This window comes from Streptomyces sp. PsTaAH-137 (assembly GCF_003259365.1).
GTDB lineage: Bacteria > Actinomycetota > Actinomycetes > Streptomycetales > Streptomycetaceae > Streptomyces.
Genome location: NZ_QLLY01000030.1, coordinates 1 through 13,351 on the forward strand (window position 1 = coordinate 1; position 13,351 = coordinate 13,351).

12 protein-coding genes are annotated in these 13,351 nt (G+C 68.6%); 7 read left to right on the top strand and 5 right to left on the bottom strand.

The window, feature by feature from the left end; all coding sequences use genetic code 11:
• Positions 1–916 precede the first annotated feature (916 nt).
• The gene (locus K377_RS38865; protein WP_111668379.1) at positions 917–1,843 is read right to left on the bottom strand and encodes an NmrA/HSCARG family protein; all 927 of its coding nucleotides are present in this window, start codon (positions 1,841–1,843) and stop codon (positions 917–919) included.
• A 101-nt stretch (positions 1,844–1,944) separates the two neighbouring features.
• Between K377_RS38865 and K377_RS38870 the strand changes: the two genes are divergently transcribed.
• Positions 1,945–2,508 carry a TetR/AcrR family transcriptional regulator gene (locus tag K377_RS38870; RefSeq protein ID WP_111668380.1) on the top strand — a complete coding sequence of 188 codons (564 nt, stop codon included), beginning with the start codon at positions 1,945–1,947 and terminating at the stop codon, positions 2,506–2,508.
• Positions 2,509–2,635: 127 nt separating this feature from the next.
• On the opposite strand, the gene K377_RS38875 is transcribed toward K377_RS38870, so the two are convergent.
• Positions 2,636–3,550, bottom strand: a complete 915-nt coding sequence (locus K377_RS38875; RefSeq protein ID WP_111668381.1) for a LysR family transcriptional regulator — start codon at positions 3,548–3,550, stop codon at positions 2,636–2,638.
• A gap of 184 nt (positions 3,551–3,734) precedes the next feature.
• Between K377_RS38875 and K377_RS38880 the strand changes: the two genes are divergently transcribed.
• On the top strand, positions 3,735–4,400 hold the full coding sequence (locus tag K377_RS38880; protein ID WP_111668382.1) for a DUF1772 domain-containing protein: 666 nt from the start codon (positions 3,735–3,737) through the stop codon (positions 4,398–4,400).
• 166 nt (positions 4,401–4,566) lie between these two features.
• Positions 4,567–5,280, top strand: coding sequence for a hypothetical protein (locus K377_RS38885; protein ID WP_111668418.1), 714 nt, complete (start codon positions 4,567–4,569; stop codon positions 5,278–5,280).
• 51 nt (positions 5,281–5,331) lie between these two features.
• Here the strand turns inward: K377_RS38885 and K377_RS42575 are convergent, their stop codons facing one another.
• Positions 5,332–6,054: a hypothetical protein gene (locus K377_RS42575; RefSeq protein ID WP_237551440.1), complete on the bottom strand. Its 723-nt coding sequence runs from the start codon at positions 6,052–6,054 to the stop codon at positions 5,332–5,334.
• Positions 6,055–6,123: 69 nt separating this feature from the next.
• On the bottom strand, positions 6,124–7,059 hold the full coding sequence (locus K377_RS38895; RefSeq protein WP_146614828.1) for a hypothetical protein: 936 nt from the start codon (positions 7,057–7,059) through the stop codon (positions 6,124–6,126).
• Between the two features lie 368 nt (positions 7,060–7,427).
• Here K377_RS38895 and K377_RS38900 point away from each other — a divergent pair, with 368 nt between their 5' ends.
• Positions 7,428–7,961, top strand: a complete 534-nt coding sequence (locus K377_RS38900) for a DinB family protein (RefSeq protein WP_111668384.1) — start codon at positions 7,428–7,430, stop codon at positions 7,959–7,961.
• Positions 7,962–8,094: 133 nt separating this feature from the next.
• Positions 8,095–8,655 carry a nitroreductase family protein gene (locus tag K377_RS38905; protein ID WP_111668420.1) on the top strand — a complete coding sequence of 187 codons (561 nt, stop codon included), beginning with the start codon at positions 8,095–8,097 and terminating at the stop codon, positions 8,653–8,655.
• A gap of 276 nt (positions 8,656–8,931) precedes the next feature.
• Here K377_RS38905 and K377_RS38915 read toward each other — a convergent pair whose 3' ends face one another.
• Positions 8,932–9,525 (bottom strand): TetR/AcrR family transcriptional regulator, encoded by a 594-nt coding sequence (locus K377_RS38915; protein WP_111668421.1) that lies wholly within the window; start codon positions 9,523–9,525, stop codon positions 8,932–8,934.
• 101 nt (positions 9,526–9,626) lie between these two features.
• Here K377_RS38915 and K377_RS38920 point away from each other — a divergent pair, with 101 nt between their 5' ends.
• The gene (locus K377_RS38920; protein ID WP_111668385.1) at positions 9,627–10,571 is read left to right on the top strand and encodes an SDR family oxidoreductase; all 945 of its coding nucleotides are present in this window, start codon (positions 9,627–9,629) and stop codon (positions 10,569–10,571) included.
• Positions 10,572–11,514: 943 nt separating this feature from the next.
• A complete protein-coding gene (locus tag K377_RS38925; protein ID WP_111668386.1) occupies positions 11,515–13,200 on the top strand; it encodes an acetolactate synthase large subunit in 1,686 nt (561 codons plus the stop codon).
• Positions 13,201–13,351 lie beyond the last annotated feature (151 nt).

The following is a 13,351-nucleotide window of genomic DNA, read 5'->3' on the forward strand; positions in this document are numbered from 1 at the left end:
GGAACAACTCCCACAACTCGTCCGGCACCAGCCGCTCAACGATCCCTGCCACGACCGACAGCCTACCGACCCAACCAATTGAGATGACGTCTAAGCCGATCCTCCAAGCCTCGCGCAGGGTCGCCATCAGCGCAGACACGCTCGCCCTGATCAGCCGTCTGGCTCCGTCACGCCATCCAAGAGCATCAGAAGCCGTCCAAGTGCCTGGCCACGCCGGCCGGACCACGGCCTCGACGCGACTGCCCTCGCACCCCCAGCCGGATCCGTCAGACGACAGGTGTGGCGATCTTTGACGCGGGCATTACAGCCGTGACCGAAGCGCCACGCCGACAACTCTGGTGCCGGTCGCCACTCCCTTGGTGTAAGCGGCCTCCCGCCCGCTCGCGCCAAGGTCGAGCCGGGCCCGGTCGCCTTGCAGGAGGCCGATCGGCGCCTGGTCCATCGGCGTGCAGGAGCGATGTGGCGTCCGTTTCTAGGCGCCGATCGCACGGCCCACCACAAGCCGCACCGGGCGCGGCCAGGTACAGCACCCGCCGTGCACGGAACAGATCCACCGCGCTCCCGCCGCGCGCAACTGCTCGCCACCGTCGTCCAAGGGTAGGAACTGCCAGGCGGCGGTGACGGCGAATCCGGCGTGCGGGAGGCCGTCCGTGTGCCCGTCTGTGGCGGTGAGAGGGCCGCACGGCCCTGGTGCACGATCCAGCCCCGACCCATCACCGTAAGCCGGTCGGGTCCGGCTCCCCATCAGACCGTCCGAGCCCGCGCTGAGCAAGTGACCGCATGAATGAAGAACACTCAGAGGTGGTCGTGGTCGTGGTCGTCGTGGCCCTGCGGTGCCTCGTGGCACGAGGAGAGCGGGGATGCCGCCAGCATCGCTGCCATGCCGAGCACATCCGAACGCCCCACCCATAGCCCTCTATGGCGTCCTTGAGATGTGGACGGGTGCTGCCTGCTCGTTCGCCCATTCGGTAAAGGTGGTGACCGGGATGCCCAATTCCTGGGCGAACTCGGGTCGGGCGGGCTGCAGGACCACGTTGTTCCACTCGTGTCCGGCTCCCCACGTCGGCATCCCGGCGGCGAGGGCCTCCTCCAGGTTCATGGAGGGCGCGGTCACGGGCACGCCCCAGGCTGCGGACAGGGTCTGTGCGATCTGTTCCATCGTGCGCAGGTCACCGGCCAGTTCGAGTTCCACCTGGTGGAACCGGTGGGGGTCCAGCAGAGCGTGCGCCGCGGCCGTGCCGATGTCCTGTACGGCCACCAGCGCCAGCGCAGTGTCCGGTTTCAGTACTGTCAGCAAACCGCCGCGGGGCCCCTTGGGAGCCAGCAGGGGCAGGTTCTCCATGAAGAAGGCGGGCTTGATCACCGTCCAGCGGGCGAACCCTGCACCACGCACCGCCTCCATGATGGCCTGCTTGGTGTGGAAATAGTCCGCCATGGCCGCCCAGCGGCCCTCGGACCAGCCGGGGGCCCGGGTGTGTTCACCGACTCCACTGGTCGAGGACTGTACGAACTGTCGAACCCCTGCGGCCTTCGCCGCGTCCACCAGGTTGACGGCCTGGGTGAGTTCATCCGCGAAGTCCACGCCGGCCTCGGTCATGGGCGGCATCTGCACCGAGAACACCGCGCGGACTCCCTCGACCGCCGGGCCGAGGGAGTCCCGGTCGGAAAGGTCCGCCCGCACCAGCTCGGCGCCCAGCGCCTCGATCGCCTGGGCGGGCTTCGACCGCGGATCGCGTACGAGCGCACGCACGGGCACGTGGGCGGCCAGGAGTGCACGAGCCGTGGCCCCGCCTTGCTGACCTGTGGCGCCGGTGACCAGAACGGGGCCGCTGCTGCTGGGCATGATGGCTGCTCCTCACGCTTCGGGGAGGCGAAACGGCGGGGCCCGCCGCTTTGCGTGCCAGTACAATATGGCGGGGCCCGCCGTTTAGCAATGAGGAGATCATGACCGGTCAGCGTTCGGACGCCCGTCGCAACTACCAGCGCATCCTCGCCGTTGCCGAGGCCGAGGTCGCCGCCCACGGCGTCGACGCGTCGCAGGAGAAGATCGCGCGCATCGCAGGGGTCGGCTCGGCGACCGTGCGTCGTCATTTCCCCACTCGCCAGGCCCTGCTCGAAGCCGTCTTCCAGGAACGCATCGCGGCCCTGTGCGAGCGCGCAGACCGGCTGCGCGTGACCGAGGACAGCAGAACCGCACTGCTGGAGTGGCTTCACGACCTCGTCCTCTACGCCGTCTCGGCCCGCGGATTCGCCCATGTCCTCAGCTACGAGCCCCCCACCGAGAGCCCCTCCTCAAACGGCTGCGGCAGCAGAATCGAAGCGGCCGGAACACCTCTGCTCCAACGGGCCATCGACGACAAGGCGGTTGCATCGCACGTCACCTTTCACGACCTGCTGACCCTCTCCGTGGGCATCGCACTGGCCACCGAACATCACGAGGACCCCGGATTCCAGGCCGACCGCCTCTTCCACCTCGCGGTGGAGGGACTCAGCCCTGGACAGAGCTGAGCTCCGGGCCGCCGGACAACTCCGCGGCCTGCGGACGTTGTTGAGGGTGTCCGGCGGCTCGGGTCAGTGAGGGCTGCTGCCTCGCCCGGAGCGGTTCGTCGCGGACGAGGAGGACGACTCGACGGGGTCAGGTGACGCCCCAGCCGTCGTCGGGCCGGCGGTGGGCGTGGGTGAGTGCGGCCTGGTGAAACGCCCTGAGCCGGGCGGTTTCCGCCGCAGGGCGCCAGACGAAGCCCCACTCGTAGGGCGGCGCATCAATGATCGGGACGTAGGCCACGTCAGGGCGGGCGTAGTAGGCGGCTGCGTGGGCCGGGACGGGATAGATACCCCGGCCCGCTCCGACGAGCGCGATGAGTTCCTGAATGGTCTCGGTGCTCTCGCCGCGTTCGATCGGACGGCCCGTGGGAGTGCGCGTCGGTATGTGGTGCTCGTCCCAGTAGGCGGGGATGGAGCGAGGGGAACGCAGCACCGTGTCGCGGGCGAGGTCGTCGAGGTGGACGGACGTGCGGCGGGCGAAGGGGTGGCGAGATGAGACGGCGAGCGCGTGCGACTCGCGAATGAGAACCGGGCCGACCGTCAGGTCGGGTTCCTCAATGGGCCGGGAGCACAGCAGAATGTCGATCTCGCCGCTGTACAGCGGCTTGTGGACCTCGCTGAACTGCACCTCGCGGATGCGGACCTCGACGTCAGGGTGCCGGTGCCGCATCATCTGGGTCACGGCGAGGATGAACGGGCCCCCAGGCGCTCCGATGAACCCCGCGCGCAGCACACCTGCGACGGAGCGGCCGGCAGTCTCGGCGCGTCGCACGCCTTCGACGATCTGGTCGTAGCCGAGACGGATGTCGTCGTACAGGCGCTGCCCCACCGGGGTGAGGGCGACCCGGCGGCTGGTCCGTTCGAACAACAGCACGCCAAGGCGACGCTCCAGTCGCTTGATGGTCTGGCTGACCCGGGCAGTGGAGACGCGCAGTCGCTCGGCGGCCCGCCCGAAGTGCAGTTCCTCGGCGACGGCCAGGAAGATCTCGATGTCGCGACGCTCCATGCCACGCCCTCCTCGCGACGATGTCCCGACACAGTCGTGAACACACAGCTTAACGAACTTGCGTGGATAGGGAGTTGGTCAGCGGTCGGCGCCGTCCGAGGCTGGAGACACGAATCCACGCGCTTCCACCGACTACCACCACTGCACCGCCCGCCACCGGCATCTGGAATGAAAGGCAACACACATGAAGAACCTTCAGCAGGCCAACCTGATAGTGGCCACCCTCATCACCGGCCTGATGGCCGGGCTGTTCGCGGCCTTCGCCTACTCCGTCATGCCGGGCCTGGCGCGCTCCTCCGACCGAACCTTCGTCGAGGCGATGCAGAACATCAACAAGGCGATCCTCAATCCGGTCTTCATGCTCCCTTTCCTGGCCGCGATCCCTCTGCTCGGCCTTGGCGTCTTCCTGGCCTGGCGCGGCCACGGACGCGCCGCGCTGCCATGGCTGATCGCCGCGCTGGTGCTCTATCTGCTCGCCTTTCTGGTCACCAGCGGCCTCAACGTCCCCCTCAACGACCAACTCGCCACGGCCGGCAGTCCCGACCACATCAAGGACCCAGCAGCCGTACGCGCAAACTTCGAGAGCACCTGGACTGCCTGGAACATCGTCCGCGCCCTGCTCCACACCGCAGCGTTCGGCTGCATGCTGTGGTCGCTGGTGGTCTTCGGCGCACACCGGACACAGCAGCCCGCAGCCCACGCCCTCCCGGCCCGACAACCGCTCGTCGCAGAGCGCCACGACAGCAGCACGCACCTCGGCCCTGCGCGGGGCACGGGAAGCCGTACAACGCAACACATGCCGACGCCGCCGCAACCACAGGCTCGTTGGACCAGTGCCCCGCGCCGGTAGGCCGCAGCCGTTCAGCCAGCAGGTCCTGCGGCTTGGAAGGGCGCGGGACTTTGGACGTGGAGGTTGCGATGACGTTGTGGGGTCATCGTTTCGCTGGTGAGAGGGGTAGATGCCCTGCTGGAAAATCGTGCGGCGGGGGGCTGTGCTGGGCCGGGATACTGAGCCGGTGAGAGACGACGCGGCCGGGTACGAAGCGGATGTTGAGCAGTTGATGCGAAGGGTCTATCTAGGCGTGCGCGAGGACAGCCTTGACCCACAGGACGTCGTCGCTCTCGCGTGTGAACTGCTCGACTGGTTTCGTCACACCGACGCCGTCCTGGAGGCCGTCGAGCGGAACCCGGCCGATGTGTCGCGGGCGGAGATGACCGTCCTGGCCCGGCGGATTCTGAACGACGTGGGCTTCGATCCCGGCTTCGAACTCGCTCCTGAGCGTCTGGAGACGTTGCGTGCCGCACTGCGCGTCGTAGCGCGTGACCTGCCCACGCGTGGGATCGAAGGGGAACCGGAGATCGAGATCCTGGAGGACTGGTTCCCGGTGGGGGCTGGTGTCCGTCTTGCCGACGGCGTACAGCTCAACTGGGGCGGCCCCATCCTGCCGAACATGTGCGACGACCCAGTCATGGCATTGACCAGCCTGGCGACCCTGATCCAGGAGAGCCTGCTCGAACGGACCCGGCAGGTCTGGCCGGTGTGTCCAAGACATGACCTCGGCGCCCACGCCGTGGAGCATGATCGCGAGGTTGCGTGGTCGTGTGCGGGCGACGGCGGTCACACGCTTGCGCCGGTCGGTGAACTCGCCCTCGCTCTCGGCCGCCGACGCCCCAAACAGCGGTCCTCGACGGAGTACAGCTCGTTTCGAACGGCCGCCGTGATCAGGTAGGGAGGCTGCCAATCTGCTGGTCAAGGCTAGGCCGACTCTTTCGGATCATGCCTAGACAGCGTCGTCCTCCGCCCGTAGCCAGGCCAGTTGCGCATCGCTCAGCAGGGGGTCGAACCCTTCTGGGAACATCAACATCAGTGGTTGCGGCCACACGTTCTCGGGCCCGTGCTCTTGGCAGTCCAGAGCGATGAGATGCGGCCCACCCCCACACCCCTCGTGCCGGTAGGGGCGGTCATGGGCCTGGCAGAAGTACCCGAACCTTGTGCAGTTGTCTGCATCGCTCGCCTCATAGAAGCCGGGATCGCGGACAATCTGGGTCACCGGTTCCTGCAGATTGAACCGGGGGATGGGCCGGGGGTCACGCCACAGCAGTCGGGGAGGCAGCACGAACTCATTGTGCACCCCGCTCTGCTTGGCCTGCATCGGATTTGCGGCGTCGGTAACGACCTCGAATATGTCCCGGTGGACATCCGGCAGCACCACAGTCGACAGCCCCTGGCGCCAGTGCGGCACTGTGATCGCCCCGACCACCCGCACCCCGGGGTGCACCGGGTTCTCCGGCTCCGCGCCGCCGGCGCCCGGTAGGGTCGCTCCGGACCCGCCCGTATCCATGATCACCTCGGCCACCGCCTCCCGGGCGATCCGCAGCCGCGACCATGCCTCCCGCTCGTCATCCAGACGGGCCGTCAGCCCGGCGAGCTCCGCTTCGAGCGCCACCACCCGGGCCCGGGCCGCCGCCTTCCGCGCCTTCAACTCCCCGATCAACGGCCCCATCAGCGTTGCCTCCGCGACCCACACGGTAGAGACCCGGCCACGCCGCCGCCCCTCATGCGCGGTTGTACGTCAGCCAGCCCGCTCATAGGTAAGGACGGTCTTCGGGTGCTCGCCGATGCTGCGTAGGCGCAGCGGGCCGTCCGAGGACTTCACGTCGAAGTCGTACTCGGTCCCCTTCGGCAGGCAGTTGACGGTCCCGTGGCCCTGATCGAGCTTGAAGTTGCCCATGATGGAAAGGTTGTGCGGGTCGTCGCCGGAGACAACGGCGCTGCCCTTGCATCGCGGGCCGGTGCGGGACTCGATGACCACGCGTGCCCATCTGCCCGGCTCGACCTGGTGGACGGTCAGCTGCTGGCTGCCGTCCGTGGCTCGCCACCGGCCCACGAACCAGGGGTGGATGGGCTTGTACTTCATGGCTACCGCGGCAAATCCGGAGCCTTTGTGCCAGGTCAGCGTGGTGGTTCGCAGGAAGTTGCGATCGACGAAGTCCACTCGGGCGCCACCGTCGCGGATGCGGGCCTTCGGCCAGGGGACGTAGTTCTTGGTCGGGTCGGTGGTCCAGACGGAGAGGTCCCCGGTGGCGACGGCCGCGATCACCTCTTGCGGTTCTTCGCCGTCCCTGCAGTACGCGCCGAAGCCGGCCACCAGCCACACGGTGCCCCGGTACGCCTTTGCCCTGATGCCGTGGCACGGTTTGGTGCCGGTCCCATAGACCGTCTTCCGGGCGGACCAGGCGTCGTCAGAGGTGTCGCGATGCTGTGCCTCCAGGCCGCGGCGAGTGAAGCGGAGGGACACCTGCCGGCCGTCGGACAGTTCGAGGACGGTGTGGTCGTCGTCGTCCTCGACGACCCGTGAATCAGGCTTGTCCTCGGGTTCGCGGTGGGACTTCATGTTCTTCGCGCTGCTGCCGGACGGTCCCTTGTCCGATACCTCGGCGCAGCCGCCGACGGCTGCGCCGAGCATCAGCACCGCTACCGCCCACGCTGCTGCGCTCTTCGTTCCCATGCCGTGTCAGCTCCCTGGTACGCCGTGCCGTGATGCCCGGGCCGGTGGGTGGTACGAACTCGGCGATGCTAGTCGGTGGGCGGCCCGCCCCGCTCGGGCCCCGGCACGGTGCGGCCCCGGCGGGTCCGTCACTCGTCGAGGGCGGTGGCGACCGCACCCGGGCCCGGGCCGCCGCCTCCCGCGCCTCCAACTCACCGATCAACGACCCCACCAGCGTCGCCTCCGCCACCTACACGGAAGACACCGACCAGGCCGCCATCACGCACAGCCACGATCTCCCAGCTCAAACCCATCGGGGCCGCCCCCGGAAGAGAGCCACGCCCATCCCGCCGCGCTCACGAGGCCACTGTCCGCACTACGTTCACGGGATGCAGCAGCCTCAGGATCAGGTCCCCGCGCTCCTTGACGGCCCGGCCGTCGACGTCTCCGACGCCCATGAACTGCTCCTCGGCTACCTGGAGTGGTACCGAAACGCCCTGATGCGAAAGCTCGCCGATCTCTCCGATGACCAGCTCCGAACGCCCGTCGAACCGCTCGGTTGGTCGCCGCTCGGGCTGGTCCAGCATCTCGGCTGGGTCGAACGACGTTGGCTGCGATGGGGATTCGGTGCCGAGGATCTCGTCGCTTATCCGCCCGGTGGAGACGCCGCGGAGTGGACGGTCGCCGCCGACACCTCCGCCGCACAGGTCATCGCTGCCTACCAAGCAGAGGTGACCATCGCGAACGCCCGCACACAATCTGCCGTGCTGAGTGACAAGGCATGCATCGGAGGCCGCTTCAAGACGCCCGACCAAGCACCATCGTTGGGGCGAATCCTCTTCCACCTGCTTCAGGAGTACGCCCGCCATGTCGGTCACCTCGATGTCGCGCGTGAGCTCATCGACGGCGTGACCGGCGAGTGAGGCGTCCGGGACTACTGATGCATCGCGGGACAGCCTTCAGTTGATCGTCGTTCTAGCAGATCGTCTGGCGAGGATGGTGTCAGCGTTTTCACCGGTCGGAATAGGCACATGCGGTCGCCGGTTGCAGCAGCACGTGCATTCTCCTCAGGAGCCGTACAACGGCATACACCCACTGCTTGCCAGGCGCTTCAGCCCCTATCGGTTCGACCCGTCGGCGGTGGTCGACGACCATGCCCTCGGGCTGCTGCTGGAAGCCGCGCGGTGGGCACCATCGGCAGGGAACTCCCAGCCGTGGGGCTTCTTCATCGGCAGGCCCGGTGAGCCGGAGCATGACCGCGTGCTCCCCTGCCTTGCGCCGAGCTCGGCTCCCTGGGCGACGGATGCGGGCCTGCTCGTCGTCACACTGACGCGCCGATACGTCGATGACACACAGCTGATCTACTCCGAGTTCGCGGACTACGACCTCGGCCAAGCCATCGCCCACATGACTGTTCAGGCCCGGGCCATGGGACTCGACGCGCACCAATTCCGGGCCTTCGACCTGGAAAGGCTCACCAAGGAGCTGGACCCGAACCCGGGTTGGGTGATCGTCTCCATGGTCGCGGTGGGCAGGGCGGCTGACAGGCCTTCAGAGGTCCGCGACCGGCGTAGCGTCGCTGACTTGTGCTCCGCTCCCTGGTCACCAGCGGAATAGGCGACCGGTCGGGGCCGGGCCGCCATGTCAGTGGGCCGTGTCACGTTCATCGGTCATGGACTCGGAATCTCTGCGGCAGCACCTGAATAACGAACTCGACGCGTTCCGTAAATGCCTCGACGGTGATCTGTCCGTACCCGTCGAACACTGCGGAGAGTGGACGCTCCGCGACCTGGCCGAGCACCTGGTCAGCTCGGATCTGGCCACACGCTGTCCACCATCGTGGGCTGGTGCATCCCTGTCAGCGGCATGGCGCCGGATGGGCGGGTGTGGGTTTCAGTCGGGGCGGCAGGCGCGGATGATGGCGGCGATGACGTCGCCGAGTCCGCGGTCGTCGCCGGCGGGCAGAGGGACTCCGCCTGTCGCGAGGGCGACGTATCCCTGCAGGGGCGCGAAGACCGTCAGCGCGACACTGTCCAGCGGATCGGCGCGGACCTCGCCGCGCTCCTGTCCGGCGCGCACCAGCTCCAGGCCCTGCTCGGCCCACCGCCGCGCGGCGTCCGCCAGCGCGGGGGACGCCTCGGGGCTGTGCTTGGCAGAGAACATCAGCTCCACCAGGGCGGCGTTGGCGGTGCAGAAGCCCACGTAGGAGCGCGCCATGCCCTCCAGACGCTCGCCGAACGACGGCCCGGCCGCGCCCTGGGCGACCGCGATGGCCTCGACCAGGCGCTCGAAGCCGTCCAGCGCCAGGGCGTCCAGCAGCACCTGCTTGGTGCGGAAGTGCCGGCTCGGCGCCCCCGGGCTCACACCCGACTCGCGCGCCAGCTCCCGCAGCGACAGTGCTTCCACCCCCCGTTCGCGCAGCGTGCGCTCGGCCCGCTCCAGCAGGGCCGCCTTCAGGTCTCCGTGGTGGTAGGCGCGCCGTGTCATGGCGTCATGATATCCGGCGGTGATCACATAGTAATCGTTGCATACATTGTGATCGCCGCATACATTGAGGTGTGAAAAGCCCCGGCACCCCAGGAGCCCTCATGCCCCGCTCATCCTCCGGCTTCCCCCTTCCCGACCTCTCCGGCAGGCGCGCCGTCGTCACCGGCGCCAGCGACGGCATCGGGCTCGGCATCGCCACCCGACTCGCCGCCGCCGGCGCCGAAGTCCTCCTGCCGGTCCGCAACCCTGCCAAGGGCCGAGCCGCGATCGAGAGGATCCAGCAAGCCGTCCCCGACGCGAACGTCGCCCTGCACCCGCTGGACCTGTCTTCCCTCGACTCCGTGGCAGCCCTGGGAAGAACCCTCCTCGCCGAGGACAGGCCGATCCACTTCCTGGTCAACAACGCAGGGGTAATGACACCGCCCGATAGGCAGACCACCGCTGACGGGTTCGAGCTGCAGTTCGGCACCAACCACCTCGGCCACGTCGCCCTCACCGCCCACCTGCTGCCGCTGCTGCGCGCCGGACGCGCTCGGGTGACTTCCCAGATCAGCGTCTCCGCGAACAGCAACGCCATCAACTGGCACGATCTGAACTGGGAGAACTCCTACAAGGGCAGCGCCGCCTACAGCCAGTCGAAGATTGCACTCGGCCTCTTCGGCCTCGAACTCGACCGCCGCAGCCGCTCCGGCGGCTGGGGCATCACCAGCAACCTCTCCCACCCCGGCGTCGCCCCGACCAGCCTGCTCGCCGCCCGTCCCGAGATCGGCCGCGCCAAAGACACCCTCGGCGTCAAGGTCATCCGCACTCTGTCCGCCCGCGGCATCCTCCTGGGAACCGTCGAGACCGCGCAGCTCCCCGCGCTGTACGCGGCAGCCTCCCCCGACGCACGGGGTGGCGGCTTCTACGGACCGAGCGGCCCGGGCCACCTCGGCGGACCGCCGGCCGAGCAGAAGCTCTACAGCCGCCTGCGCAGCACAGACGAGGCCCGACGCATCTGGACCGTCTCGGAGGAACTCGCGAAGGTTTCCTTCCCGACCGCATGAGCCCCCGCCCTGCCCCGCCCGGACGGGAAGACCCGGTCGGTTGACCGAAGCAGGCCGGTTGCGGTCCGGTGCTCGCCGCAGGTCGCCACCGGACGCCCCAGTGACTAGATCGGCGCGTTCATGCAGGCAGCGCGGCTGATCCCGCTGAAGAGCGCGCAGATCTTAGCGCCCCGGTAGTCAGCTCCGGATCACGAGTAGGAGATCCTCTTGCCGCCCCGACGGGCGATGGATGACTGCGTGCGGGCGCCGTCCATAGTGAGCCACGTCTTCCTGGCCAGCACGAACTTGGGCAGTCGGACCAGAACCCGAGGATCGGTGTGCTCCACGCGTCGCCCCCGCAAGCGGATGTGAACCTGCGAGCCCGAGCGCAGGTTCTCTCACCGATCCCGCCAAGACGGGCAGCGGGTGGGGGAGGGCACGGCGGGGGAGGCCAGTTTGGGGAATCGCCGATACCCCGCCCGGGGCCACGCTCCCTCACTCCCAGGTGTCATTGAACGCCAGAGATAGACAGCTGAGCGCAGTCTTTGGCCGTTAGGTCGTGTCCGGCGGATCTTGAGGCCGTGGGGTCTGACCGCGACGGGCGCACGTGAGGCATGTAGGGCCTCTCGGCCCACACCAACCGCCGGCCGATCCGGCAGGCCCGCACGGCGGTGCGCGTGGTGCCCGGCACGGGCCCGAGGAATAGACGGTCCTCCAACACCCTGAAGTCGTATCGGTGGGCGGTCCCGGTGGCCAGAGCAGCACCGATGCTCCGGAAGGGCGTCCAGCACCCGCCAGACCCTGGCTGCGGTCTCTGACGACGAGGAACGCTGGGCGGCGATCAAGAATCCGAGGGTCTGACTCGTAAGACCCGGTCCGCAGGCGTCCGAGCGATGGGCCGGGGTAGACGACTGACCGGTCCGCCCATCGGCGCGGCCGAAACCCGGGAGAGGACACGATCAGCGTGAGCGATGCCGAGCACGGTAAGCAGACCCCCGACGGAGCGGCCGAACTCCTGGTGCGCTGCCTGGAGAACGAGGGCGTCGAGGTGGTGTTCGGCGTGCCCGGCGAGGAGAACATCCGTTTCACCAACGCCCTCGCCCGTTCGGAGAAGATCCGCTACATCCTCGTCCGGCACGAGCAGGCCGCGTCCTTCATGGCGGAGATGCACGGCCGGCTCACCGGCTCGGCGGGTGTGATGTCCGCGACGCTGGGGCCCGGCGCGATCAACCTGATGCTGGGCGTAGCCGACGCCATGACGAACAGCACGCCCGTCGTCGCGATCAGCGCCCAGGTCGGCAAGGAGCGCAACTACAAGGAGTCCCACCAGTTCGTGGACCTGGTGAGCATGTTCGCCCCGGTCACGAAGTGGTCGGCGGACGTCCCGGCCACCCAGGCCATCCCGGAGATGGTGCGGCGCGCGTTCAAGACCGCGGAGTCCGAGCGGCCCGGCGCCGTCTACCTCGCCGTGCCCGAGGACGTCGACGAGGCGGCGGACGGCTCGGACCTGCGCCCGCTGCGCAGGAACGTCGTGCAGCCCGAGGCGCCGTCCCCGAAGCAGATCGAGCGTGCGGCTGAGCTGCTGCGCGCGGCCCGCCGGCCGGTGATCCTCGCCGGACACGGCGCGGCGCGCGGCGGCGCCGAGGAGTCGCTGGCAGCGTTCGCCACCGCGCTCGACGTGTCGACGGCGACCACCTTCCACGGCAAGGGCGTCCTGCCCGACGACCACCCGTGCTCGACCGGCACGTTCGGCTTCATGCGGCGCGACTACACCAACTTCGGGTTCGAGGAGGCCGACGTCATCATCGCCGTCGGCTACGAGCTGCAGGAGTTCGACCCGTCGCGAATAAACCCGGACGGTGACAAGAAGATCATCCACCTCCACCGGTTCCCGGCGGAGGTGGACGACAGCTACTCGGTCGACGTCGGCATCATCGGTGACATCTCCGCCTCCCTCGACGCCCTCGCCACCGAACTCGACGGCCTGCGCTGGACCATCGACGACGAGGACACCAAGGCCACCCGCGCGCGGCTGGCCAAGGAACTCGAGCACGGCGCCGCGGACGAGCGCTACCCGCTCGCCCCGCAGCGTGTCATCGCCGACACCCGCGCCGCGCTCGGTCGCGACGACATCGTGCTGGTCGACACCGGCGCGCTGAAGATGTGGATGGCCCGGCTCTACCCGACGTACGCGCCGAACACCTGCCTCATCTCGAACGGCTTGTCCACCATGGGCTTCTCGCTGCCCGGCGCGCTCGCGGTCCAGCTCGCCAGGCCGCAGACGAAGGTGCTGGCGGCGGTCGGCGACGGCTCGTTCCTCATGCACTCCCAGGAGATCGAGACGGCGGTTCGCGAGAACATCCCGCTGACCGTGCTGATCTGGGAGGACAACGGCTACGGGCTCATCAAGTGGAAGATGGACCTGGAGGTCGGGGAGAACTCCAACACCGACTTCGGCAACCCGGACATCGTCCAGTACGCCCGCAGCTTCGGCGCGAAGGGCTACCACATCGAGTCCGCCGGGGACTTGCTGCCGACTCTCCGCGAGGCACTGGCGGACCCGGGCGTGTCAATCATCAACTGCCCGGTGGACTACGCCGAGAACATGAACCTCATCGAGCACCTCGGGCACCTCGACTCGGCGCTCTGACCCGCCCGCGCGGCGCGGCCCGGCCTCCGTGCGGGCCGCGCAGCCCGGGCCGCTGTCACGCCTCGCGCGCGGCGTCCTGTCCCGAGGACCGAGGAGGACAGGACTGCGCGAACTCGTGACGTCGCGTGCTGATCAGGCCGCAGTCATAACT